29 protein-coding genes, 1 pseudogene, 1 CRISPR repeat array and 1 other annotated feature are annotated in these 25,916 nt (G+C 32.0%); of the genes and pseudogenes, 22 read left to right on the top strand and 8 right to left on the bottom strand.

What is annotated here, in order from left to right; translation table 11 throughout:
- The first annotated feature begins 197 nt into the window (after positions 1-197).
- Positions 198-414 (top strand) — a binding site (T-box leader).
- Positions 415-500: 86 nt separating this feature from the next.
- From EBB51_RS10290 to EBB51_RS10280, 3 genes are all read left to right on the top strand, one after another.
- The gene (locus EBB51_RS10290; RefSeq protein ID WP_123054388.1) at positions 501-3,152 is read left to right on the top strand and encodes a valine--tRNA ligase; all 2,652 of its coding nucleotides are present in this window, start codon (positions 501-503) and stop codon (positions 3,150-3,152) included.
- A gap of 593 nt (positions 3,153-3,745) precedes the next feature.
- Positions 3,746-4,474: a DUF421 domain-containing protein gene (locus tag EBB51_RS10285; protein WP_123054387.1), complete on the top strand. Its 729-nt coding sequence runs from the start codon at positions 3,746-3,748 to the stop codon at positions 4,472-4,474.
- A 65-nt stretch (positions 4,475-4,539) separates the two neighbouring features.
- The gene (locus EBB51_RS10280) at positions 4,540-4,905 is read left to right on the top strand and encodes a DUF4363 family protein (RefSeq protein ID WP_123054386.1); all 366 of its coding nucleotides are present in this window, start codon (positions 4,540-4,542) and stop codon (positions 4,903-4,905) included.
- A 99-nt stretch (positions 4,906-5,004) separates the two neighbouring features.
- Here EBB51_RS10280 and EBB51_RS10275 read toward each other — a convergent pair whose 3' ends face one another.
- The 6 genes from EBB51_RS10275 to spoVAE all read right to left on the bottom strand — a co-directional run bounded on the left by EBB51_RS10275 (position 5,005) and on the right by spoVAE (position 8,229).
- A complete protein-coding gene (locus EBB51_RS10275) occupies positions 5,005-5,211 on the bottom strand; it encodes a DUF1657 domain-containing protein (protein ID WP_123054385.1) in 207 nt (68 codons plus the stop codon).
- Between the two features lie 61 nt (positions 5,212-5,272).
- Positions 5,273-6,274 (bottom strand): stage V sporulation protein AD, encoded by a 1,002-nt coding sequence (spoVAD, locus tag EBB51_RS10270; protein WP_123054384.1) that lies wholly within the window; start codon positions 6,272-6,274, stop codon positions 5,273-5,275.
- Entirely contained in the window at positions 6,275-6,754 is a 480-nt protein-coding gene (spoVAC, locus tag EBB51_RS10265; protein WP_123054383.1) for a stage V sporulation protein AC, read from the bottom strand.
- 14 nt (positions 6,755-6,768) lie between these two features.
- Positions 6,769-7,629 (bottom strand): DUF421 domain-containing protein, encoded by an 861-nt coding sequence (locus EBB51_RS10260; RefSeq protein WP_123054382.1) that lies wholly within the window; start codon positions 7,627-7,629, stop codon positions 6,769-6,771.
- A 14-nt stretch (positions 7,630-7,643) separates the two neighbouring features.
- The gene (locus EBB51_RS10255) at positions 7,644-7,850 is read right to left on the bottom strand and encodes a DUF1657 domain-containing protein (RefSeq protein WP_123054381.1); all 207 of its coding nucleotides are present in this window, start codon (positions 7,848-7,850) and stop codon (positions 7,644-7,646) included.
- Between the two features lie 25 nt (positions 7,851-7,875).
- Positions 7,876-8,229: a stage V sporulation protein AE gene (gene spoVAE / locus EBB51_RS10250; protein ID WP_123055046.1), complete on the bottom strand. Its 354-nt coding sequence runs from the start codon at positions 8,227-8,229 to the stop codon at positions 7,876-7,878.
- A 623-nt stretch (positions 8,230-8,852) separates the two neighbouring features.
- On the opposite strand from spoVAE, the gene dut reads away from it, so the two are divergent.
- The 7 genes and pseudogenes from dut (at position 8,853) to EBB51_RS10215 (ending at position 15,415) form a co-directional block, all read left to right on the top strand.
- Complete coding sequence (gene dut / locus EBB51_RS10245) at positions 8,853-9,287, top strand: dUTP diphosphatase (protein ID WP_123054380.1); 435 nt, start codon at positions 8,853-8,855, stop codon at positions 9,285-9,287.
- Between the two features lie 33 nt (positions 9,288-9,320).
- Positions 9,321-9,860: a nitroreductase family protein gene (locus EBB51_RS10240; RefSeq protein ID WP_123054379.1), complete on the top strand. Its 540-nt coding sequence runs from the start codon at positions 9,321-9,323 to the stop codon at positions 9,858-9,860.
- Between the two features lie 135 nt (positions 9,861-9,995).
- Positions 9,996-10,100, top strand: a pseudogene (locus tag EBB51_RS13890) (GNAT family N-acetyltransferase); the annotation flags it as partial.
- A 206-nt stretch (positions 10,101-10,306) separates the two neighbouring features.
- Positions 10,307-11,841: direct repeats of the CRISPR family, unit length 30 nt; unit sequence GTTGAACCATAACATGATATGTATTTAAAT.
- A gap of 349 nt (positions 11,842-12,190) precedes the next feature.
- Positions 12,191-12,808 carry a class I SAM-dependent methyltransferase gene (locus EBB51_RS10230; RefSeq protein WP_123054378.1) on the top strand — a complete coding sequence of 206 codons (618 nt, stop codon included), beginning with the start codon at positions 12,191-12,193 and terminating at the stop codon, positions 12,806-12,808.
- 129 nt (positions 12,809-12,937) lie between these two features.
- Complete coding sequence (locus EBB51_RS10225; protein WP_123054377.1) at positions 12,938-14,047, top strand: C45 family peptidase; 1,110 nt, start codon at positions 12,938-12,940, stop codon at positions 14,045-14,047.
- Between the two features lie 17 nt (positions 14,048-14,064).
- Positions 14,065-14,937: an AraC family transcriptional regulator gene (locus tag EBB51_RS10220; protein WP_123054376.1), complete on the top strand. Its 873-nt coding sequence runs from the start codon at positions 14,065-14,067 to the stop codon at positions 14,935-14,937.
- 148 nt (positions 14,938-15,085) lie between these two features.
- Positions 15,086-15,415, top strand: coding sequence for a transposase (locus EBB51_RS10215; protein WP_123054375.1), 330 nt, complete (start codon positions 15,086-15,088; stop codon positions 15,413-15,415).
- 350 nt (positions 15,416-15,765) lie between these two features.
- On the opposite strand, the gene feoB is transcribed toward EBB51_RS10215, so the two are convergent.
- Both feoB and EBB51_RS10200 read right to left on the bottom strand, forming a co-directional pair.
- Positions 15,766-17,910 carry a ferrous iron transport protein B gene (feoB, locus tag EBB51_RS10205; protein ID WP_123054374.1) on the bottom strand — a complete coding sequence of 715 codons (2,145 nt, stop codon included), beginning with the start codon at positions 17,908-17,910 and terminating at the stop codon, positions 15,766-15,768.
- Between the two features lie 25 nt (positions 17,911-17,935).
- Positions 17,936-18,166 carry a FeoA family protein gene (locus EBB51_RS10200; RefSeq protein ID WP_123054373.1) on the bottom strand — a complete coding sequence of 77 codons (231 nt, stop codon included), beginning with the start codon at positions 18,164-18,166 and terminating at the stop codon, positions 17,936-17,938.
- A 728-nt stretch (positions 18,167-18,894) separates the two neighbouring features.
- Between EBB51_RS10200 and EBB51_RS10195 the strand changes: the two genes are divergently transcribed.
- The 12 genes from EBB51_RS10195 (at position 18,895) to EBB51_RS10140 (ending at position 25,914) form a co-directional block, all read left to right on the top strand.
- Positions 18,895-19,185 (top strand): hypothetical protein, encoded by a 291-nt coding sequence (locus EBB51_RS10195; protein WP_123054372.1) that lies wholly within the window; start codon positions 18,895-18,897, stop codon positions 19,183-19,185.
- Between the two features lie 150 nt (positions 19,186-19,335).
- A complete protein-coding gene (locus tag EBB51_RS10190; protein WP_123054371.1) occupies positions 19,336-19,791 on the top strand; it encodes a GyrI-like domain-containing protein in 456 nt (151 codons plus the stop codon).
- A gap of 123 nt (positions 19,792-19,914) precedes the next feature.
- On the top strand, positions 19,915-20,739 hold the full coding sequence (locus tag EBB51_RS10185; protein WP_190285268.1) for a pentapeptide repeat-containing protein: 825 nt from the start codon (positions 19,915-19,917) through the stop codon (positions 20,737-20,739).
- Positions 20,740-20,777: 38 nt separating this feature from the next.
- Positions 20,778-21,038: a TfoX/Sxy family protein gene (locus tag EBB51_RS10180; RefSeq protein WP_123054370.1), complete on the top strand. Its 261-nt coding sequence runs from the start codon at positions 20,778-20,780 to the stop codon at positions 21,036-21,038.
- A gap of 25 nt (positions 21,039-21,063) precedes the next feature.
- The gene (locus tag EBB51_RS10175; protein ID WP_123054369.1) at positions 21,064-21,564 is read left to right on the top strand and encodes a GNAT family N-acetyltransferase; all 501 of its coding nucleotides are present in this window, start codon (positions 21,064-21,066) and stop codon (positions 21,562-21,564) included.
- Positions 21,543-21,785: a hypothetical protein gene (locus EBB51_RS10170; protein ID WP_123054368.1), complete on the top strand. Its 243-nt coding sequence runs from the start codon at positions 21,543-21,545 to the stop codon at positions 21,783-21,785. The genes EBB51_RS10175 and EBB51_RS10170 overlap by 22 nt, the downstream gene beginning before the upstream one ends.
- Before the next feature lie 189 nt (positions 21,786-21,974).
- Positions 21,975-22,610, top strand: coding sequence for a CPBP family intramembrane glutamic endopeptidase (locus EBB51_RS10165; RefSeq protein WP_243103828.1), 636 nt, complete (start codon positions 21,975-21,977; stop codon positions 22,608-22,610).
- 89 nt (positions 22,611-22,699) lie between these two features.
- Positions 22,700-23,461 carry an EFR1 family ferrodoxin gene (locus tag EBB51_RS10160; protein WP_123054367.1) on the top strand — a complete coding sequence of 254 codons (762 nt, stop codon included), beginning with the start codon at positions 22,700-22,702 and terminating at the stop codon, positions 23,459-23,461.
- A gap of 88 nt (positions 23,462-23,549) precedes the next feature.
- A complete protein-coding gene (locus EBB51_RS10155) occupies positions 23,550-24,065 on the top strand; it encodes a ClbS/DfsB family four-helix bundle protein (protein WP_123054366.1) in 516 nt (171 codons plus the stop codon).
- A gap of 478 nt (positions 24,066-24,543) precedes the next feature.
- Positions 24,544-24,732: a hypothetical protein gene (locus EBB51_RS10150; protein ID WP_150131723.1), complete on the top strand. Its 189-nt coding sequence runs from the start codon at positions 24,544-24,546 to the stop codon at positions 24,730-24,732.
- A gap of 42 nt (positions 24,733-24,774) precedes the next feature.
- Positions 24,775-25,047, top strand: coding sequence for a DUF3795 domain-containing protein (locus EBB51_RS10145; RefSeq protein WP_123054364.1), 273 nt, complete (start codon positions 24,775-24,777; stop codon positions 25,045-25,047).
- Between the two features lie 141 nt (positions 25,048-25,188).
- A complete protein-coding gene (locus tag EBB51_RS10140) occupies positions 25,189-25,914 on the top strand; it encodes a helix-turn-helix domain-containing protein (protein WP_243103947.1) in 726 nt (241 codons plus the stop codon).
- Positions 25,915-25,916: the final 2 nt, after the last annotated feature.

Below are 25,916 nucleotides of genomic sequence, written 5' to 3'. Positions count from 1 at the left end.
TTTTTTATAATAAGGGGGACTTATTATAATTTTATAAGCTTTATCATCAAGTATATAAGGTAATTGTTACATTGCTATGTCATATTTGTGAAATAACAATGTACTTTTTTAAAACATTTTGTGAATAAAATGTTTTAAAATTGAACTTGACAGCTTAAAAATTAAAGTTATAATAGTAATTAACAATTAAAAGATTTTATAAAACTGTGAAAAAGAGGAGTAAAAGTAATAATCTTTTACAAAGAGAGGAAGTTTGTTAGCTGAAAGACTTCCTATGAGATTTACTTTGAAGGTAGCTTTGGAGTTTTTCTACTGAAGTTTAGTAAGTGGAATCGGTTTTCTTAACCGTTATTTTGATTAAGAGCCTGTATTTTTGCAGGAAAAAAGGTGGTAACGCGGCTTTTCGTCCTTTATTGGATGAAAGGTCTTTTTTTTATTTTATTATGCAAAATATAGTTATAGTTACTATGAGTTTTAAATAAAGTTAAGGAGGAAGAAATATGGAAGAATCGAAGAATATTGCAAAGACATATGATCCACAAGAGTTTGAAGATAGGATTTATAAGAATTGGGAAGAAAAGGGATACTTTACACCTAACAATGATGAAAATAAAAAACCTTATACTATAGTTTTACCGCCGCCAAATATTACTGGAAAACTTCACTTAGGTCATGCACTAGATGATACTATTCAAGATATACTTATAAGAACAAAGAGGATGCAGGGATACAATGTATTATGGCTTCCAGGTGAAGATCATGCAAGTATAGCAACAGAAGTTAAAGTCGAAAAAGAACTTCTCAAAAAAGGCTTAAAGAAAAAGGAAATGGGAAGAGAGGCTTTCTTAAAAGAGGTATGGAAATGGTCAGATGAATACAGAGAGAGAATAAGGAAGCAAATTAAAAAATTAGGAGCTTCAGTTGACTTTACAAGAGAAAGATTCACTATGGATGAAAAGTTAAATAAAGCAGTTAGAACTGTATTTGTAAAGTTATACAATGATGGCCTCATATATCAGGGAAATAGAATTATAAACTGGTGCCCAAAATGTCAAACTGCTTTGTCTGATGCTGAAATTGAGTATACCGAGGAAAAAGGCCATCTTTGGCACATAAAGTATCCTGTAGTTGGAAGCGACGAATACCTTGAAATAGCAACGACAAGACCTGAAACAATGCTTGGAGATACTGCAGTTGCAGTAAATCCCAAAGATGAAAGATATACACACTTAATTGGAAAAACATTAATTCTTCCATTAGTTAATAGAGAAATTCCAGTTATAGCAGATGATTATGTTGACCTTGAATTTGGAACAGGTGCAGTTAAAATAACTCCAGCTCATGATCCTAATGATTATGGAGTAGGAAAGAGACATGATCTTGAAGAAATAATTATTATGAATCCAAATGGAACAATTAAATTTCCTGGAACTAAATATGATGGACTTGATAGATATGAAGCTAGAGATGTAATAGTTAAAGATCTAGAAGAACAAGGATTTTTAGTAAGTGTTGAAGAACTTGACCACAATGTAGGCTGTCATGATAGATGCGGAAGCGTAGTAGAACCTATGATTTCAAAGCAGTGGTTTGTAAAGATGGAATCTCTTGCAAAACCAGCAATAGAAGTTGTAAAAAATAAAAAAGTTAAGTTTGTGCCAGAAAGGTTTGACAAGACATACTTTAACTGGATGGAGAATATAAAGGATTGGTGTATATCAAGACAGCTTTGGTGGGGGCATAGAATTCCAGTATGGTATTGTAAAGACTGCGGAGAAATTATTGTATCAGTCGATACACCGCATGAATGTACTAAATGTGGAAGTCAAAATTTAGAGCAGGATAAAGATGTACTTGATACTTGGTTTAGTTCAGCACTTTGGCCTTTCTCTACACTTGGATGGCCAGATCAAACTCAAGACTTAAAGTATTTTTATCCTAATAATACACTTGTTACAGGATACGACATAATATTCTTCTGGGTAGCAAGAATGGTATTCTCTGGACTTTACTGTATGAATGATATACCATTTGACCATGTATTAATACACGGTATAGTAAGAGATTCACAAGGAAGAAAAATGTCTAAATCTCTTGGAAATGGTGTTGATCCAATAGATGTAATAAATGAATTTGGTGCTGATGCACTTAGATTTACTTTAATAAGTGGAAATGCACCGGGAAATGATATAAGATATTATCCTGAAAGAGTAGAAGCATCTAGAAACTTTGCAAATAAGATATGGAATGCTTCAAGATTTGTTCTCATGAACTTAGATGAAGATGTGATGAATAAATATAAAGATTGTAAGAATTATACTGAAGCGGATAAATGGATATTATCTAGAATGAATAAAGTTGTAAAGGAAGTAACAGATAACATAGAAAAATTTGAACTTGGAATTGCAGCACAAAAGATTTATGACTTTATATGGGGTGAATTCTGTGACTGGTATATTGAACTTGTAAAACCAGTTATGTATGGAGATAATCAAGAAGCTAAGGGAGTGGCATTTAATGTATTAAATGAAGTATTGACTACAAGCTTACAATTATTACATCCAATAATGCCATTTATTACAGAAGAGATATATACTCATTTAAATACAAAGTATGAATCAATAACAATTTCAAAATGGCCTGAATACAGAGAAGAAATTGATGATCCAAAAGCTGAAAGTGATATGGAATATATTATAGAAGCTATAAAATCACTTAGAAATGTTAGAACTGAAATGAATGTTCCTCCTTCAAGAAAAGCTAAAATTATGGTATATGTTACTGAAAATAATGCAAAACAAGCATTTCAAAATGGTATACCATATTTTGAAAAAATTGCATCAGCTAGCAAGGTTGAATTTTTGGATGATAAAAGTGGAATTTCTAAAAATGTAGTTTCAGTTGTTACAAGAGGTGCAGAAATATTTATGCCTTTACTTGAACTTATTGATCTTGAAAAAGAACTTGAAAGATTAAATAAGGAAAAACAAAGATTAGAAAAGGAAATTGAAAGGGTACAAAAGAAACTTTCAAATGAAAAATTTGTAGCTAAGGCACCTCAAAAAGTTGTAGATGAAGAAAAGAACAAAGGAAAGAAATACAGTCAAATGCTTGAAGAAGTAATTGAAAGATTAAACAACTTAAGTAAATAATATAAAAAAATGCTAAGCATTTTTAGAGGACAGAGGACATAGGACAGAGAAGGTTGATTTTTTGCTAACGCAAAAGAATTTTTAAATTTATACAAGTTAGCAATGTTTCGCTTCAGCGAAACATTGTGTAACCATGAGAACGTACCTAGATTTGTGTAAATCAAATTTAGATATGTTCTTTTATTTATTTATTATGAAGGTATTCATGGGATAACATATGAATTTTAAAGTATATAATATTAATATGCTATCGCATAAAATGTATAGTTATATAAAAATTTAATGATAAAAAGTTAATAATAAAGCAGCTTAGTTAAGGGCTGTGCCCAAAAGAAGTTGAGCGAAGCGAAACAACGCGGCTATGGTCGTTTTTTTATTAAAGATTTTTCGTAGTATAGCGGAGAAAAATCCTCCTTTTTTGTCAATTGTCCTCTGTCCTTTGTCCTCTGTTTTTTTTATATTATGAGTTACAGTTTAATTTTTATCTCATTAGAATAATTAATTTATATATGAGTTATCCTATTTATATGTGTTAGATAAATGAATTGATTTCAAATTCATAAAAACTAATATAATAGATAGGGGTAATATCAATGAACGAAGGACTTGTAACACTTGTAAGATCGATAGTTGCTTTTTTATTATTAATAGTATATGCACGTTTTCTAGGTAAAAAGCAAATAAGTCAGCTTACTCTTTTCGATTATGTACTAGGAATTACTATTGGGTCAATGGCTGCTTCTATATCATTAGATTTATCGAGTAGAATATGGCCGCAGTGGGTTGCACTTACTACTTGGACGGTCGCTGGCTTAGCTGTTGATTTGCTGACAACTAAATCACGGTTTGCCGCAAAATGTATAGAAGGGGAACCAACAATACTAATAATGAATGGTGTTATATTAGAAAATAATATGCGTAAATTAAGATATAATACCACAAATTTACTTCAGCAATTGAGAAGTAAAGATATATTTGATTTAAATGAAGTTCACTTTGCAGTCTTAGAACCAAATGGTGATCTTTCTGTCTTAAAAAAACCCGAGCTGCAGCCAGTTACAGCCAAAGATATGAACATTCCTGTGTCTAAAACAGGATTAGGGATAGAATTAATTTATGATGGAATAGTAGTGGATCTAAATTTAAAACAAATAAATCGTGATCGTTATTGGTTAATGTCTGAACTTAAGAAATTTGGAGTAAAGGACCCTTCTGAAGTATTCCTAGCAACCTATGAGGCATCAGGTTCTCTATATGTAGACAAATATAAGGATAGGATAAAAAAGCCTATAGTTGTGGGAGATTTTAAAGGACCATATTAGTATTTTAGTTTGCATGAAAAAAATCAGCATATTAAATTATAAAAATTATGAATGGAGGAATAATGATGAGAAGATTTTTTGTTATATTTACTCCTATAGCTATAATAGCAATGTCGATTATAATTTCACTTAGTGGTGGATTTCTTAAACACCCTCAAGGAGATTGGGACAATGTTCCAAAGTATCTCGAAACAACTACAAAAGCAGTAATGTCAGATGACTGGACATTAGCGGAGCAAAATGAGAGCAAATTAGAAACAGCCTGGAAAACTGTTGCTAAACGAATTCAATTTAGTGGTGAGAGAGGTGAAATACATAACTTAACTGTAAGTATTAATCGACTTAAAGCTTCTATCACTGCTAAAGATAAATCTGCAGCTTTAATGGAATTAAGTGAATCCAATGAACATTGGGATGGATTATGTAAATAGTAAGTACCAAGTTTTTAGTGCATATTTCAAATAGTTAAAACACAATAAAAAAAGGAGAAATTAATATTTTCTCCTCTTTTGCGTCTTAATAAGAATAATCTAACATTGCTTATATTGAGGTTCTTGCTGCTCAATATATTTTTGCCTTCCTTTTAGTGTTGTTAGTGCACAATCAAGATTTTGAGCTATTTGCTGGAAATCTTGTTTTGCTTTCTTATCCTCTGTTTCTAGAGCAAAGGTTTTCATTGTTGCAGCAGCACTTTGTATGCCTGCAATAGCTTGTTGCATCTGTGTTCCTACTGTCATAATTGTCACCTCCTTTCAAGCATTCTTTAAATATATATCTATAATTAATTAGTGAATGATTTTATATTTCTATTGATACCGCATGGGCAATACAAGGTATGCTTTCTTTCTGCTGGTAGGATAGAGGTGATAATAATGCACCTGTTGCAACAATTAATATTCTCTTTAGTTCTCCTTTCAGCATACGTTTAAGAAAATGTCCATAAGTAACGGCAGCTGAACAACCACATCCACTCCCACCAGCCATTACAGGCTGAGTTCCCTTGTATATCAATAGTCCACAGTCTGTAAATATTTCTTTTGGAATTTCAAGTCCATGCTTTTTTAAAAGTTCACTGGCAATTTCGTGTCCAACACTTCCTAAATCTCCAGTTGCAATAACATCATAATAAGATGGATCTATATTTAAATCTCTAAAATGTGCTTCTATTGTAGCCACTGCTGCTGGTGCCATTGCTGCTCCCATATTAAAAGGATCCGTAAGTCCCATATCTACTACCCTGCCAATGGTTGCTGAAACAACTCTTGGACCCGTACCTTTTTGAGCTACCAAACCTGCCCCAGCTCCCGTTACTGTCCACTGAGCTGTTGGAGGCTTTTGGGCACCATACTCTGTAGGATACCTGTATAGTTTTTCTGCCGCCATATTATGGCTGGATGCAGATGTTATTACATATTTTGCACAATTGCTGTCAACTAATTGAGAAGCTAGTGCAAGACCTTCCATAGCACTTGAGCAAGCACCATAAATACCTAAGAATGGTATCCCAAGAGTGCGGGCAGCAAAGCTGCTAGATATAATTTGATTCATTAAGTCTCCACTGATAAAAAATTGAATATCCTCTTTTTTTATGTTCGCTTTGTTAATTGCTGTTTCACATGCTTGTTCTATCATCTTTTTTTCTGCTTTTTCAAAGCTATCCTGTCCTAACCAAGTATCTTCATGCAGAATATCAAAATCATCAGCTAATGGACCTTTAGATTCAAATGGTCCACCTACTGCAGCAGAGGCTATAATTACTGGTTTAGAGTTAAAAACCCATGTTTGATGACCTTTGAGCATTTACATACCACCTAACCACTTTATAGTTATTTTTACTAGTGCAACAACAAAGGCTGAAAAGACCCCATAAGTTATTACTGGTCCAGAAAGTTTAAACATATTTCCTCCAACACCCAATACATATCCTTCGGTTTTATGTTCAATTGCAGCAGACGCCATAGTATTTGCAAATCCTGTAATTGGAATAGCAGTACCTGCTCCTGCCCATTGTGCAATATGATCAAAGACTCCAAAGCCAGTAAGTAAAACTGCGATTATAATTAAAACTGCTGTGGCAGGATCTCCTGCAGTCTTCTCTGTAAAGTTAAAATATTTCATGAAAAACCACTGAAGTAATTGACCAATTGTACATATAAAACCCCCAACAAAAAATGCCCTTATACAATTTTTTAAAACATGCCGCTTAGGTTCCATGTCCTTTGTAAAATTTTGATATTCCTGCTGAGTAGGGGTAAGCTTTTTCTTTTTCTTATTTGACATTATACTACCACCTTTTAGCGTAATAAATATGCTTCTAATTTATCCATCATTTTTTTGAGCTTTCTGGCATTCACAGAATACATATTTTTAACTTTAGGATCATCACTTTCTAATGAAAAAGTTAGAAGATCAGCTTGACATTTTGAAATACTTGCATACAGCAGCTCTTTTACCTGAGGTTTATTAACTTGTATGGCATCATCAAACAGGTCAATAAACAAATCACCTGAAGAGTCTACTTGACCAATAAAAACATTATCACTGCTTACTCCAACCTTTGACAGTTCAGCATTTAACCACTCTCGATTTAATCCTCTAGTTGACAGGGGTTCATCAAGAATTGTCCCATCTAATATTATAGTTTGAGGCTCAGATAAAGGAGCAACTTTCCTTTGTAAATCATGCGGTGTAATGGGCTTTTTATCTGACTTTAGTAAAACATTTATCTCGCCAGTGGTTTCCATAACAGCAAACTCTACATCTGCTAAATTAAAAGCATTTCTTGACCGCAATTCTCTTAAAAGTTCTTCACCGGTAAATCTTACTTCCTTTAAATGTTCTTCCATAACTTTACCATGTTTAATTAATACTGTTTCTTTTCCATTGATAAAGTCATGAAACCACTTACTCTTTAATGAGAGATAATCTAAGACAAAAGTTAGTATAATCCAAGTAACCAGGATAATGAGGTAATGGGATACACTTGTTACCAAACCTAATAAAACAAGAGAAATGATAATAGAAATTACAATATAACTTACAAATTTAAATGGCGCTGCTCTTGATATACTCCCTTTACCCATAAGTCTTACTATTGCTAGTGCTACAAAAAATACAATTATGGTCCTTAACAGCACTGTAACCCAACTTTGCATGAATTTTTTCTTCCTTAGTTACCCTTATATTGGGGTTCTTCAAACTCTATTTCTTTTATTCTATATTCTAAATCCTGAATAACTGATTCTGCTGTTTTTAGAGCCTTCTTATAGACCATTCTTTCTTCTTCATTTGCACTTTGTAGGGAATATAATCTTAATGTGCTTTCTACGCCTTTTAAACTTGCTAATGTTTGCTTTACTTTCGAGCCAACTGCCATTTCCTTCTCCCTCCATATTTGAAGATTAACCTTTAGGCTTAAATATCAATGCTGCAATGAATGCAAAGATTATAGCAGATGAAATTCCAGCACTAGTTATTTTGAATATTCCTGTTAGAATTCCTATTACACCTGTTTGCTCTGCCTCAAATAATGCACCTTTAACCAGGGCATTGCCAAAGCTGCTTATGGGTACTGAAGCACCTGCACCTGCAAACTTAACAAGAGGTTCATATAATCCAAAACCGCCTAAAATAGCTCCAATTACTACCAAAGTACATGTAGTGTGTGCAGGCGTAAGTTTAAATACATCCATCATTAATTGTCCTATAACGCATATTCCACCACCAACGATGAATGCCCATAGTAACTTTTCCATTACAGTAAATCTATCTCCTTTCATTTCAATCTCACAGCATTAATATTCTATAAACTATAAATATTTTCAGTAAAATTATAAATAGTAACATGATTTAGCTTTAACATTAGGATTTAATATTATTCATCAATAAACTTTTTTCCAAAATGCTTTATGGATAAATTTACATTGTATGACTTCTTGTATATTAGGTATATTAAATAGCGTAAGGAACATAACGGTTGAGCGAAGACTTATATACGCTTTTGTAAAGGGGTATATATGGGTCGACTAAAGATTATATATGGGTTGAAAGGCTTATGTATAGTCGGAGGAAAGATTTCATAAGGTAAGAAAGGGTTTTATTATGGTCAATAATTTTAAAGTTTCACAAAGGTTTTGATTATAATAGAATTTCAACTTATCTTATGTGGGTCGAGCTAAGATTATGCAGGGTATCGTAGTGGTTATGTGTAGCTATCAAGGTATCTTACATAGTCGAACGAACCATCAGCACGGGTATAGTTATCTGTATTGGTGCAAGGTAGATCGTTATGTTCTTTATATAAACTACCCCTGGGGTATCCCAGAGGTAGTTTATTTGTTATAATTTAAAAGAAGTTGATTTAAATGGAGGAAAAACAATGATGGAAGTTAAAGTAAAAAGAATAAATGAAGAAGCTAAACTACCTGAATATGCACACAAAAGTGATGCAGGAATGGATTTGTTTTCTGTTGAGGAAAAGATTATAGATGTAGGACAGACTGCTTTAATAAAAACAGGTATTATTATAGAACTTCCTGCTAATACAGAAGCTCAGGTAAGACCAAGAAGTGGACTAGCTTTAAAAAATTCTGTAACAGTTTTAAATTCCCCAGGAACAATTGATGAAGGCTACAGGGGAGAAATTGGTGTTATATTAATAAATCATGGAAAAGTCCCATTTAAGGTTGAAAAACAGATGAAAATAGCCCAAATGGTCATTAAACCTGTTATAAAAGTTTCAATAAAAGAAGTTAAAGAAGTATCATCATCTGATAGAAATAGCGGTGGTTTCGGCTCAACGGGAATGAAGTAAGTTAAAAATTAATTATATTGAGAGGGGAATAACATGATTAGTGAAATTAGAGAACGAAGAAGCATAAGAAAATATGATTGCAAAGAAGTTGAAAATGAAAAAATACTTCAATTAATTGAAAGTGCAAGATTAGCTCCATCAGGAAGTAATACTCAGCCGTGGCACTTTATTATAGTAAAATCTGAAGAAAATAGACGAAAAATATCGGAAGTATGCCATAATCAAAAATGGATGCTTAAAGCTCCAGTTTTTATTGTATGTGCAGCAGATATAAGTTCTAGAATAGTTGGAAAAAATATATCTTTAGATGAAAATAGTCCACAAGAGGAGTTGAAGCAGATAATTAGGGATACATCAATTTCAATAGAACATATACTTCTTGAAGCTTGTAATTTAGGGTTAGGTACTTGTTGGGTTGGGTGGCTTGTGCAAAATGAAATAAGACCAATTTTAAATATACCATCTGATAAATATGTAGTTGGAGTTGTTACACTTGGCTATCCAGATGAAAAACCAAAGGCACGTCCTCGAAAAAAATTAGAAGAAATAATACATTATGAAAGCTTCAAATAATGTACTTGAAAAATTCATGTAGATACTAAAAAAGTATGTAAATTTTATAAAATAAAAGGCTGTAAAAATTATGCTCAAGGTTAAATTAAAATTTGACTTGTTTACGCAGCGTAAGCATTTATACTTAATTTATCTGGGAAAGAAGCTTTTTATAAAAAATTGAATCTTAGAAAAATGAAAACAGGTATGGCATTCTTCTGTAATTCAGAAAAAATGCAGACAAAAGGCTTTATTGAATAAATTTTATATTGAGCTAAGATTAAAAACATTTTTCCAATCAACTTATAAAACCAAAGTGCCTTAAGCAATTCAAATCCAACAGCTTAAAGCACTTTTGTTTTTGAAATTGCAAAAAATCAAAAACGGTTGGAAAAATTTTAGCTAAACTCTTTATTATCAATACTTTAAGGATTATAATGAAAATAAAGAATGGCTATTTTGTATTAGTTGAACCATAACATGATATGTATTTAAATATGTTACAAGATGTAGTATTTAATACTACATAATAGTTGAACCATAACATGATATGTATTTAAATCAACTTGTATATAGTTCCTTTTAACTTCAACCAGTTGAACCATAACATGATATGTATTTAAATGTAAAAGAATTATTACCATTGCCTTGTATTAGATTGTTGAACCATAACATGATATGTATTTAAATTAATTAACCATTTGTTTTAATATTACTTTCTTTAACGTTGAACCATAACATGATATGTATTTAAATCACCAAACAAAACCTAACCAATATGCTTTTTCTTCAGTTGAACCATAACATGATATGTATTTAAATCATTTATTTCTCCAGATTTAACACCTTTATATATTAGTTGAACCATAACATGATATGTATTTAAATATTTTTGATTAATAATATAATTATATGCACTAACTGGTTGAACCATAACATGATATGTATTTAAATTAAAGCATAGCCAAACATTGCCATGTACTTTGCGGGTTGAACCATAACATGATATGTATTTAAATTCTTTTGGATAATTTAAGATAGCAGCAATAACATGTTGAACCATAACATGATATGTATTTAAATCCAATTAATTCTGAAATTGGTCTCTTAAAATATTGGTTGAACCATAACATGATATGTATTTAAATGAAAATCCAAACTGGATAGTTGTAGAGGTTGTAATGTTGAACCATAACATGATATGTATTTAAATAGTATTATTATATTTTATACAATAAGTGAATTTTTAGTTGAACCATAACATGATATGTATTTAAATTTTGTTATAGCTTCAATATAATCATTATAAATATTAGTTGAACCATAACATGATATGTATTTAAATTCAAATACCCCACTCTTGTTTATACCAATCCACCAGTTGAACCATAACATGATATGTATTTAAATGTCTTTAATTTACCAGTATGATATAATTGTTCAGCTGGTTGAACCATAACATGATATGTATTTAAATTATAAATTAAACGACTCTTTTTCTTTACATGAAAAAGTTGAACCATAACATGATATGTATTTAAATGCTTGTAAATCAATAGTGCTATTACTATTTATTTTAGTTGAACCATAACATGATATGTATTTAAATGTGAAGAATATTGTAATGAGTTAATTAATAGAAGTTGTTGAACCATAACATGATATGTATTTAAATAAGACTCATCAGAGAACTTTTTAACAGAATAATTAAGTTGAACCATAACATGATATGTATTTAAATTAATCATAGTATGACTTAAGATTTTTTAATGGTTTAGTTGAACCATAACATGATATGTATTTAAATGCAACTCTATATTGCAACTCTAAAATTTCTCTACTGTTGAACCATAACATGATATGTATTTAAATCCGACCGTAGTTGTAACTGGTGTTGCATCTTTTGCGTTGAACCATAACATGATATGTATTTAAATAAACAATGTGTGGATTTTGTTAAATCATTTGAGGGGTTGAACCATAACATGATATGTATACTTACAGTGGGTTTGGGCTTTAGCCCATTCATTCCCGAAGTAATAGTAAAGAATATCTATTATTGATATAAGTAACTGCTGATAAAAGAATGCTTAATCAAATAGGAGCAAGGTTGCAATATGCATCACTTAAAGACAGTTGAACCATAACATGGAATGTACACTTACAGTAGGTTTGGGCTTTAGCCAATTCATTCCCGAAGTAATGGTAAAGAATATCTGTTATTGATATAAGAAACTGTTGATAGAAGGATATTTACGAGGATAGGAATATCAAGATTTTGTAATGATTTTGAGATTAAGTAATATAAATAGTAATTTGTAAGTGTTTAGGAAAGAAGGCTATGCAATAGTATGGGTAGAAAAGTTACAAATAAAAAGTTTTGGGAAAAGGTTGCCAAATTGTATACGCCAATGCAGGAAAGAAAAAATATAAAACTTTACCGAGAATTATGTGAAATTATATCAAAATCGTTGAATAATAATATGCAGGTGTTAGAATTGGCTTGTGGAACTGGACAACTTACATTTCCACTATGTAAAAAAGTAGCTAGTTGGGAAGCAACTGATTTTTCAGAGAACATGATTGAAGAAGCAAAGTTAAGAGTATCTCATTTACCTGTTACTTTTAATGTACAGGATGCAACGAACCTATCATACGAGGATGTACGGTTTGACACAGTAGTTATTGCAAATGCTCTTCATATTATGCCTAATCCTGATAAAGCACTAACAGAAATTAGGCGTGTATTAAAAGAAGGAGGATTGCTGATTGCACCAACATTTGTATATAATGGAAAAATTAATAAGATACTAATTCGATTAATGGAAATAATCGGGTTTCATACTTTTCATAAGTGGACGTCTGATGAATATGTAGAATTTATCCGCAAAAAAGGATTTAATATAATCAATAGTTCTGTAATTGTAGGAAAAATGCTAGCAGAATGTATATTGATTTGTAAAACATAAATTCCAATTTTAAACTAAGTAATATAAATAATAATTTGAATAAAAAATTATATAAAAAATTCCGCAGAAAATATCAAGTATATCATCTTACCTTATCTTATAATTTTTTTGAAAGATGAGGTGTTTTTAATGAAAAAAACAAAGACGTACTTAAAGAATTTTGTAGGAACAAGTTATGAAGTTGGGACGCAGATTGGTAATTGGATTTTATCGCAACCTGATTTATTAAAAAAGGTGATTTTACCACCTAAGGCCTATCCTCAAAGTAAATTAACAGAAATATTCAATTTGATTAACCGATATTGCAGTGGTGTAAATGAGGAAATCAAAGGGTTTGTAGATACAGTTGGAATTTCGAAAGAACAAGCGATTTTTTATGCAATGACATATTTGGAACGCGGGTGCAGTTTGATGGCAGCAGTTTCAAACAAGATTGAAACTGGACACACTTTAATGGCGCGTAACTATGATTTTAATGATGAAATGGAAGAAATGTGCTTTGCATATACAGCTATTAAAGGGAAATATCGCTACATTGGTTCTACACTCAATTTATTCGGACGATGTGATGGAATGAATGAGTATGGATTGGCAGCTTGTAAAGCTAGCAATGGATTGCCTGTGGGTAACTTTGAGGGAGGACAGAAAGCAGGTGTAACCGGTTTTTCTTTTTGGGTTGTTATCCGAAGTATTTTGGAAAACTGCAAAAATGTTGATGAAGCTATTGCATGGGCAATGGATGCACCTATTGGATATAATATAAATTTAATGCTTGCTGATAGTAATAACAAAATTGCTCTATTGCAATGTATAGATGGTCATAAAGCATATCGCATTTTAGATAACGTCTCCAAGCAGAATTTTCTAATTTCTACAAATCATGTAGTTTTGCAAGAAATAAAGCCATATGAAAAGATGTTGATTGAAAACTCGGTGATTCGTTATAAAGCAATAGAAAAGATGTTTTCTGAAAAAGAAAAAATATCAGTGCAAGATTTAAAAGTTATACTGTCGACATCTTATCCGCAGGGATTATGTTGTCATTATTACCCCGAATTTTTTGGAACTTTACGTTCTATGTTGTTTAATACAACCGAGAAAAAAATAGAAATGACCTTTGGTTCACCGCAAGCCAATGGTTGGAAAAGTTTTAAGGTACAAAAATTACAAGAACGAGAAATTATAGTGAACCTTCCATATGAAAAAGCGGGAAAAGACTTTTACAATATTACCTATTAAAAAAGGAGGAGACTGTATTGAAAGATAAGCAAATCATTGGTAGAGCAATTATATTTATTGAAACAAATTTGTATGAACCTTTGACTGTAGAATCAGTTGCTAATGCAGTTTCCTATTCTTATTATCACTTTCACCGTTATTTTCAAGTAGTGATGGGGGAAACAATTGGCAGCTATATCAGAAGTCGGAGGTTGACTCAAGCGGCATATGATCTTATATATAGTGACAGAAAAATTTTAGACATCGCAGTTTCATTGTATTTTGAGTCTGCTGAAAGTTTTACAAGAGCCTTTAGAAAGAGATATGGTATTACACCAACAGAATACAGAAAAAATGGGATTAATGTGCTGATTGGAAGCCATCAGCCGATGCAAATTGACAAACTAACTGAATGCAATTATGCAAATTTATCACCAAAAATCGTAATATTTCAACCTAAATTTGTTGTTGGGTTTAGATTTGACATGAGTATTGAGAATAATAACATTATTGAAATGTGGGAAAAGTTGAACGTTCAATTGGCAAAGCAGCATTATATTTCAATGAATAATAATAGGTATAGTATTTATGAAACAGGTGGTACATGCTTGTCAAACACATTTAATAAAAATAGTGAAGCTGCTGTATTTATAGGGATTGAAGCATCATGTGACTCTAATATACCAGAAGGTATGAAATTAAAAGAAATTAGTGGTGGAAAGTATGCTAAGTTCATACACAAAGGTAAAGTAAAAAATTTACTTTCTACATATTATTATATTTGGGGTATTTGGTTGCCTAAGAGTAGTTTTCAACTTGATGACAGAGATGATCTGGAATGCTACACAGAGCAGTTTTTAGGAGCAGAAAATGAAGAATCACAGATTGAAATTTATTTTCCAATACAATAGCAAAGAAAGATATACTTAAAAAGATGAACAAAAACCTCACTTGCAATGAGGACGTTGAATTGTAACTGGAAGTAATGGGGGCATGGTAAATGTACAAGACAATAAATAATTTACTCAGCTTTTTTACTATCACAGTTTGTATTGACTTATGGATAATCATTTGCATCTTATAATTGATGCTAATGGAGCTGATATTTCAAAGATAATGCATGATATTAACTTTTCATATGCTCAATATTTCAATGGAATGCATAAAAGACATGGACATTTATTCCAAGACAGGTTTAGAAGCAAAATAGTTAAAATAGAAAGATATTTATTTGCCTTATCGGCATACATACATAATAATCCAACTGATATTGGGAGGTATGAAAATTCTCCTGAAAAGTACTACTTTTCAAGCCTTCCAGTATATTTAGGAATAAGACATGACCCCTTTGAACTTGTTGATGATGGATTTGTATTGGACTTATTTTGAAACAACATAAAAACGCAAGAAAGGAATACCGAAAGTTTGTTATGCTCTGCGATGATAAAAAACTTAAAAGGAAATAGAATTTGTAGATGAAAAAACAGAGTATAGAAGTGGAAGAAAGATATTAGTTGGGAACTTTAAGAAGGATGATGTAGTTGATTTTATTGTATCCAGCGTGGCAATCCTATCGGCTATCTTTGTTCTTTTGCTAAAAAGATGAAAGAACTGATACAAAAGGATTTACCGGAACATATTAAGTACTTGGATTATACCCATTAATTTTTGGACACATTTATATACCAACAAAGCAAGGCATCCTACGGTTGATTTTCGTAGAGTGCCTTGTATTTCATTTATATAAATAGCCTTGCGACATTAGCAAATGCAAAACAAACGATAATCCCCATTATAGTCGGTACAGCAAAGGAGACTGCTGTCCATTTCAAGCTTTGAGTTTCTTTCTTAATCGTAAGACAGGTTGTGGAGCAAGGCCAGTGCATCAAAGAGAATAGCATTGTACTAATTGCAGTAATCCATGTCCAGCCGTTATTGACCAATAGTTGCTTTAAGTCCCATAAGCTATCCAATTCCATGATGCTGCCGGATGACATATAGGTCATAATAATAATTGGAACTACGATTTCATTGGCTGGAAAACCTAAAATAAACGCTAAAAGAATAACACCGTCCATTCCTAACATTTTTGCAAACGGATCTAAGAAGCTTGAGCAATGGGCAAGCAATGTCATATTACCGAAGGAAATATTAGCCATAACCCATATAATAAGACCGACTGGTGCTGCAACTACTACAGCTCTTCCGAGTACAAATAATGTTCTGTCAAAGATGGAACGGACAATGACCTTGCCAATTTGAGGTTTGCGGTACGGCGGAAGCTCCAGCGTGAACGAGGAAGGAACGCCTTTTAAAATTGTCTTTGACAATATCTTTGAGACTATGAAAGTCATAAAGATGCCTAAAACAATCATGCCTGTAAGTAAGACAGCAGAAAAAACGGATTCAAACGGTCCGGCGGCGGCACCGACAAAAAACATTGTTAAGATAGCGATCAGTGTCGGAAATCGACCGTTACAAGGCACAAAATTATTGGTAATTATGGCGATCAATCGTTCGCGTGGTGAGTCTATAATTCTACACCCGACAATACCTGCTGCATTGCATCCGAATCCCATACACATGGTAAGGGCTTGTTTCCCGCAGGCGCAGCACTTTTTAAAATATTTATCCAAATTAAAAGCAACGCGGGGCAGATATCCCAAATCCTCAAGCAAGGTAAACAGTGGAAAAAAAATCGCCATAGGCGGCAGCATTACAGAAACAACCCATGCCAATACACGGTACACGCCAAGAACAAGCATTCCATGCAGCCAATCCGGTGCACCCATATATTGAAAAACGTCGGTGAGCCGGTCTTGAACCCAAAACAACCCATCAGATATCAACTGTGAAGGGTAATTGGCTCCTGTTATTGTTAGCCAGAAAACGCCCATGAGTAGGGCTATCATAATCGGGAAACCGGTCCATTTGTTTGTCAATATACTATCAAATTTCCTGTCCATCGCATTATAGTTGGCTTTGTCAAAGTGAACTGTATCAGAGCATATATATTCTGCAGCCAAAACTAAACCGGAAACGATTTTATCACGTAAAGCATCACTGGTAATTCCGCCGTCCGACAAAATCTTTTTGGCTAGATTTAATTCTTTCTGGATTTCTTCATCACTAATCAGTTCATAACCGAGATATTCATTAAGAGCAGTAATCAGTGTTTCATCATAGTCAAGTAGTTTCAGGCTGAGCCACCGTGTATTTATCTTTTTCTCAATCTTTTGTTTAATAAAAGGCTCCAAGTAAGCAATAGCATCTTCTATCGGTTTTGAGTATTTTATCTGAAAAGGGGACTTTTCTTCTGGCTGGCATAACAACTGACTAACAGACTGCATTAATTTTCCCAAGCTTTTTTTCTTTCTTGCAGTCGTCCCTACTACAGGTACGCCAAGCTTTTGAGATATTGCATCTAAATCAATTCTTATGTTCTTCTTCTTGGCTTCATCCATCAGGTTGACGCAAACGACTACTTTGTTGGTAATTTCCAATGTCTGTAGAACAAGATTAAAATTTCGTTCCAGACAGGTAGCATCGCAGACGACAACAACTGCATCCGGATCACCGAAACAGATAAAGTTTCGTGCTACTTCTTCCTCTACTGAATGTGCCATAAGGGAATATGTGCCTGGAATATCGACTAAAACATAAGTTGAATCCGCGTAATGGCAATATCCTTGGGCATTTGTAACAGTTTTTCCGGGCCAGTTCCCAGTATGTTGATTAAGCCCTGTTAAATTGTTAAAAACTGTGCTTTTACCGACGTTTGGATTACCTGCTACCGCGATAACTTTATCATCTGGCGTTGACTTCTTAATAACCAATCCAGAATCAACCGCCTTAATTCCTGTAGAGTCATTTGTCAGCCCCATTATTACCACCTCATTTATTCAATTTTTAGTAGATCAAAACATTTGAAGAATCTTCTGACCTTAACGCAATAACTGCCCCTCTGATTAAGTAGGCAACCGGGTCTCCCGCCGGGCTTTTTTGCAGACATTCTACTTCGGTTCCTTCAATAAGACCGATATCCTGCAATCTCCTTCGTATACTGCCTGTAGACAATATAGATTTTACTTTTGCCGTTTGACCTTGCTTTAAATCTTTTAATGAGTTCATACTATTCATAATTTATGACACCTCTTAATACATTTAGGATAAGGAAACTTAGTTTCCTGTTGCTATCATTATACGAAACTCCATAAAAAGTGTTACAAGGTAGGGAAAAAATCTTAAATCCAACCAACGAAAGGAGCAGCCTTAGATATGGATAACAATTCTGATTTCTGCACGTTTTCAATTTTATTCTTCCACATCCACCATCCGCCGGACTTAAATTCCAAGGTGAATTTGTCCTCATAGATGGCCTTAGAGCTGGTCAGTGGAATTTAAAAAACGCGGAGAACAGATATAATCTTAGACTTTTTTCCGAAGACAGGTAAATTAAGACATCATTTAGGGCGACTCGAGCCATGTGGAGACGATTGTGTTGCTACAGCGGAAAATTATAGTTGAGGGACACATAAAAGACATGGGCACTTATTCCAAGACAGGTTTAAATACAACTTCATATGAAAAACTGTAAAAATGTAATAGCAGCAAAGCTGTGGGGCTTATAAACAAAGAAGAAAAGTATCGGAATATGATAAATGAGTTTATGGAATATTGTGTAAGCTAGTCCATCAGACAAAAAATTAAAAAAAGAGAATCTAAAGATTTATTTTAATACTATAAAAAGTGTACAAGCTTACTGAAAATAAAAATTTTTGAAAAAATAAATGAAGTATCATAACTGGTGTAGTCAGTACAACCACACTATTCTATCAGATAATACGAAAATTGTAGGAGGCTATATTATGAGTTGGTATTTAATTTTAACAATCTTTATCGCATTATTGGGAGCGTTTACGCTTGCATATCAAGTTTACAAATTGACAGAGCTTGATGCCAGATGTAGAGGGCTAAAGCATCCGAAACTTTGGGGACTTTTTTCTATAGGCGGAAATAACAGTAGTGGATTATTACTATATATTATTGGCAGACGAAAATATAAAGTTACAATGAATGAAAACGAACGAGCTGAAATGAATTCTCGGAAAAAGAAAGCTGGGGTTTCACTAATATTTTTAGCGGTGTTATTCAGGTAATAATTTTTTCTTTAGCATATGCCTTTATTAAAACATCTCTTTCGGAAGAAATCTTATTTGGTAATTTTAAAAAATAAGTTGAAATACATTTTAAAGCATTATATGATGAATTCAGGCATCGATGTACTCTATTAAAGAAGAAGGTAAATTATGAATATCAATATTGAAATGATACCATCATATAAAATTGCTTATATACGAAGAACAGGTCCATACGGTTCAGAGAATGTGCAAATAATGGAGCAATTAAAAAGTTGGGCTAAAGAAAAAAACTTATTTAATGAAAATTCAATCATATTAGGAATAGCTCAAGATAACCCAAAATTCATAGAACCTAAAGATTGCCGTTATGATACATGTTTAGTTGTTTCAGATGAATTTAAGGTTGATAATAAGTATATTAATTTTGGAAAAATTATTGGTGGAAAATATTGCGTATTTAAAATAAGTCATACAGTAGATGCTATGCAAAGAGCATGGATGGAGATATTTTCGGAGTTATCAAAAAGAAATTACGGATTTGATGATAAAAGACCTATCATTGAACGCTATGCAATACAGATGATAAATAAGCATTGCTGTGAAATTTGTGTACCAATATTATAAAAGAATAGTAAGACGAATTCCAATTTTAGATTGAGTAATATAAATAAGAATTTAGAGATGAGATTATTTAAAGTAAGAATGACTTGATTAAATTATGAAATACAAATTTGAGGAGATTATAATATGAAGATACGTGAAAAAAGTAAGGGAAGATTAGAGCAATTAAAAGCAGATTGCTCAAAATGCAGTGGTTTATGTTGTACAGCATTATTTTTTTCAAAAATAGATGGTTTTCCAGAGAATAAAGAAGCAGGTAAACCTTGTACAAAGCTACAAAATGATTATCGTTGTAAGATTCATCATGAATTGGAAAAGCGTAATATGAAAGGTTGTATAGGATATGATTGCTTTGGGGCAGGACAGCATGTAACACAATGTATTTATAAAGGTGAGACATGGCAAACCTCACAAGAACAATCAAAAGAAATATTCGATGTCTTTGTAATTATTTTTCAATTATATCAAATACGTTACTTTTTAGAAGAATCAAAAATAATAATTCCAGCAAAAGAATTATGGGGTGATATTCAAGATTTGATTAATGAAAATGAAGCCCTATGTAATTCCACTCCACAAAGTATTCTTGACATTGACATTGAGAGTTATAGAAACAAAGTTAATATCGTCTTAAAGCAAGTCTGTGATTCTATTATAAAGTGTTTTAAGAATAGTGATAATAAGAGGTTAACAGAGTTCTTAGGAAGAAATTTTAAAAAAAGAGATATGAGTGGATTAGACTTGAGCATGAAATTATTAATTGCAGCTAATTTTGATAGTTGTATATTTGACGGAACAATTTTTTTAGGAGCAGATACAAGAGATACGAATTTTAGTAATGCTGATTTAAGAGAAGCTGTTTTTTTAACACAAGGGCAAATTAATTCTGCTAAAGGAAATAGAAATACGAAATTACCAAAACATTTGGATTATCCAATAACATGGAAATAATAAATAAAAGTAAGTTCTAATTTGAAAGGAGGTTTTTTATGGGGGAATTATCAAGGTTTCCTAATATCGGAAAAGAAGTTGAAAGTCAGTTGAATAAAGTAGGTATATATACTTTTGATGAATTGAAAGATATTGGAGCAGAACAAGCCTGGTTAAAAATACAAGAAATTGATACCTCTGCGTGTATTCATAGATTATTAGCACTTGAAGGTGCAATTCAAGGTATTAAGAAGACACTTTTACCACAGGAACGAAAGGCAGAGTTAAAAGATTTTTATAATTGGCATAAATGTAAGTGATATTTCATTTAAAGGAGGAAACAAAATGACAATACAAACTGAGCGCTTGGAGATTATCCCTCTAACTTTTAATCAATTAAAATTATGGATTGAAGATATTCCTGGACTTGAAAAAGAATTAGGCTGTTCCTATAAGGCAGAACCAATGGAAGGATTTTTTCTTGGAATAGTAAAGGGACAGTATGAAATAACACAAAAAGATCCTAATAATTATTTATGGCACAGCTTTTTTTTCTTAATTCGTAAGGAGGATAGGGTTGCAGTAGGTTCAGCGGATTTTAAAGATATTCCTAATGAAAATGGTGAAGTTGAGATTGGATATGGTTTAGGTAAAGAGTTTGAGCACAACGGCTATATGACAGAAGCTGTAAAAGCAATGTGTGAGTGGGCATTAAAACAAAATGACGTTACGAGTGTAATTGCAGAAACTGATTTAGATGGTTTGGCTTCTCAAAAGATTTTAGGGCATTGTGGATTCAAAAAATATAAACAAGAAGAAACTATATGGTGGAAATTATCAACATAGATAATCTGCTTATTATAGCCGGTTCAGAAGAAGAATTAGCACCTGTACGAAATACAATGGCTACATTTTCTGTGGATTCTTTTGAAGAATATAAAGAAGTCTTACTAAATAGTGGTGCAACTATTATTAAAGATATTCAGGAAGTACCAACAGGATGGAATATGACTGTAAAACATAAAGATGGAATTATTGTAGAATATGTACAGCGTAATGTAGATTAGAATTTTTACAAATTTCTAATTTGCTTAACTATTTTACATCGGGATAACTAGGACTAATTTTATTAATGCAATACGGAAATTGAGTAATGCGGTATTGATAATTCTTGCTTTTCTGTAAAGTAGTGAATGTGTATAATATCATGTTATAATTTGTGAGATGATAAACAACTTTGAATGGAGATATAAAACATGGAACAATATATAAAAGAATTATTAGTACCAATTTTGTGGGAAGCTTTATTCATCATATCCTGTGTTTTTTTGCCAAAGGATTACTATATATATACTAACTTTTTATTCTATTTTGGAATTATAGTATATTTTTTGAAAAAGGGATATTTCTCTCTAAATGAATTAAAGAAAAACTTAATCGCAGGAAAAAAGTTTTGGATACCTGTAGCACTAACAATTTTATGCTTGATTTTAGCTTTTGCAGTAAGTTATTTGCCTAAAATGTTTTTCCCTAATTTAGATGAAGGAATGATTGGTTTAAAAAGAGATAATTGGACAAGGCTAGTTTTATTTGCGATATCAACCATAATATTTCCGCCTTTGGCAGAAGAATTGTTTTATCGAAAGGCGATAATAAATTTTCAAAGCAAGCCAATATTATTTTTATCAACTATTATAGGTATGATTTTATATGCATTAGAACACTCACTTAGTTTGTATGGAGTTTTGATGACGATGATATGGTCAATTCCTTTTAGCATTTCATATATAAAAACAAAAAATATTTATATTCCTATAATGGCGCACTTTATTGTAAATTTGATTGGCAACGGAAGTTCTGCAATAATTACAGCTATTCATTTTCTACACTAATTTGTAACTAGGACAATATACAAAATATATTTGTTGTAAGAGGTTATTTATATTAATTTTACAATAGTCGAAAGAAACGAGGTAGATATATGTTAGGAATATATTTTAGCGGAACAGGTAACACAAAGCATTGTATTGAACTGTTCGTAAAAGAACTTGATGCAGGGGCAAAGTGTATTTCTATTGAAGATGAGGGCGTCTTAGATGAAATAGATAAGAGTGATTTTATTATTTTAGCGTATCCGATATATTTTAGCAATTTACCTAAAATAATGAGAGATTTTATTTTGCAAAATAAAACCAAATTCATGGGTAAAAAAGTTTTTATCATTGCAACTATGGGTTTGTTCAGTGGTGATGGCACAGGTTGCAGTGCAAGGTTACTTGCTAAATGTGGTGCTGAGATTGTTGGCGGGCTTCATTTAAAAATGCCCGATTGTATAGGTGATGAAAAAGCGTTAAAGAAAACAATAGAGCAAAATAAAATTATTGTAAAGCAAGCGTATATAAAAATAAAAAAGTCTGCAAATAGCCTAAAAAACGGACATGCAACACAGGAGGGAATTGGTTTTCTCTATCATATTGCAGGTCTTTTCGGTCAAAGACTTTGGTTCTATGGTAAAACAAAAAATTATTCAGATAAGCTTAAAATCAACACTGAAAAATGTGTCGGCTGCGGGGTCTGTACTAAACTATGCCCAATGAAAAACTTATCTATTGTAAATGGTAGAGCAGTACAAAATGGAAGATGCACTATGTGCTATCGGTGTATAAGCAATTGTCCTCAACAAGCAATTACTCTGCTAGGGAAAAATCTATATGAGCAATGCAAAATAGAGAAATATATCTGATGAACAAAATGAGCATAATAGGTAAGTGATAAATTCCAACTTAAGTTTGAGTATTATAAATAGTAAGCTTTGAAAGTGAGGTATAAAAGTGGCAGGATACCTAAATAGACAAGAGTTGATTTTAGAAATTTCAAATCGTGCAAAATTATTCATCGAAGAATTCACTGATATTGATGAAAAAGATAAAGATAGGTTAATTGATGGGGTTGACAGAACACCTACTCAAATGATTGCTTATCAGTTGGGTTGGATGAATCTCATTCTTGATTGGGAGAATCAAGAACAGCAAGGACATATTGTTATAACGCCAACTCCAGACTATAAATGGAATAACCTCGGTGGTTTATATGAAAGTTTTTATAAACAATATAAAGGATGTAGCCTTAAAGAGTTGTGTACCATGTTTATAAAGGAAGAACAACAAATTATTGAATTGATTAATAGCTATACAGATGTTGAATTATTTCAGCAGGGTGGAAGAAGATGGTCATCATCAACTCCATCTAATTGGGCAATATGGAAATGGATTCATATCAATACTGTTGCACCGTTTAAGTCTTTTAGAACAAAAATACGAAAGTGGAAAAAGTTGCAACAAAAATAAAAAATCTTAATTATATAGTCTACTTCAAAGTTAAGTAATGTAAATAGTAATTTGAAGAGTATAAAAACATTAATCTTTCTCAGCTTTTTATTTATAAGTATTAAAGGGAAACTGGAAGACTTTTTTTAATCTAAATAAATCTTCCCTCCTGGTAGGTTTTCGTTATCTGGTTTATGTGGATTATGGTGATATCTATTGAAATATTCTACAATTAATTCAATTTAGCTTCTACAAAATCTAGTGAGTTTTCTAGCCATTCTGTGTGCAAAAAATAAGTTAGCCACAAATATAATTATACTTACTATGCTCCACGTTATTCCAGATAATAGCATCATATTACAGCTCTCATATACAAATCGTATAGCATAAATTGAATATATCACTGCTGGAATTACAGTTATTATAGCTGGTATATATTTTTTATATATTGCCCATTGAACTTAATGGGTTTCGATTAGGATTATTTGCATTTGAGAAAATGAAGGAAGCGCATACATTTGGAAGTAATTGCTTACCAAGTGTTTCAGTCGATAATATAGATATATTCAATAAAAAATTAGAAGGTATTAAAATTATTTTTCCTGCCACTAAAATAGGAAATAACTTGGTAGCAGAATTTGAGGATAGTGAAGGAAATCATATTGAGCTAACAACTCAAATTGGATAAATACTAAATTAGATGTAATATTAATATTTGGAGGAGTAGAAAATGAAGAGAGAGTTGGAAATCGCACGTTGTGGACTTGCTTGCTGTTTGTGTTCAGAAAATACTAAATGTACTGGATGTAATACAGGTGAATGTCCAGATAAAGAATGGTGTCAAAATCGTAAATGTTCTATAGAAAAAGGTATAGATGCTTGTTATTTATGTGAAGAAGAGTGTCATAAAGGGTTATTAAACAAAATAAAGCATTATGGATTTACTCTATTTATTAAGAGATATCTATTTAATTGTTCTTGGCAATATAGTATCGTTCAATGATTATAGAGTAAAAAGGTGTTGTATATCCATTAACAAATTCAAATGTAAAATAAATAAGTGGCAATTAGGCTTGTTATAGCTATTGAAGTAACATCTAGACAATGAATATTTGGCATGAAAGAGGTTAAGACATTGGAAAAGATGAAATATTATACGGATCATATTATTATAGTGGCTGATTATAGTGAACCAAAAGAGCATAGTCATTTTGCTATGCAGATGATAATTGGTATAGAAGACGATGTAATGTGTACAATTGATGGTAATGAGGTAAGAGGGAGAGGAATTATCATAGAAACTAAAATAAAACATACTGCGAGAATAGGTCACGGGAAAATGTTAGTAGTACTGGTAGAGAAAACGAGTGAATTTGCTGCTGTACTAACTAAAAAAATGTTGATTTCTCAGGGAGAAAAGTATGGTTATCTTTCTGAATCGCTTATAAACAAAGTTAGGAAAATTGTACTTGATAAAGAGAATGATAATAAACTCAATCATATTGAGGCATTATTACAGGAGGAATTTGATTTATACACTCCCCAAATTGCAGAGTATGACAACAGAATTAGAGATTGCATAAAATATATAGATAGTTGTGAAACAATTGAAGCAAATATTTTTGAACAATTAGAAACTGTATCATTTCTTTCAAAGAGTCGGCTGTCACATTTGTTTAGAAATGAAGTACAGATATCATTGGCAGGTTATTTGGTAATTGCAAAGATAAAAAAAGCATACGAATTTGTTCAATTAGGTGAAGATTTGAGTACAGCAGCCGTACATGCTGGATTTAATAGTCCATCACATTTTGCAGCAACAGTGAAAAGAAATTTTGGAAACTCATTTTCTGAAATGGGTATAAAATAGCA

The organism is Clostridium sp. JN-1 (genome assembly GCF_003718715.1).
Taxonomy (GTDB): Bacteria; Bacillota; Clostridia; order Clostridiales; family Clostridiaceae; genus Clostridium_AV.
The sequence above is the reverse complement of the archived record's forward strand: the minus strand, read 5'-3'. Positions and strand labels throughout refer to the sequence as shown.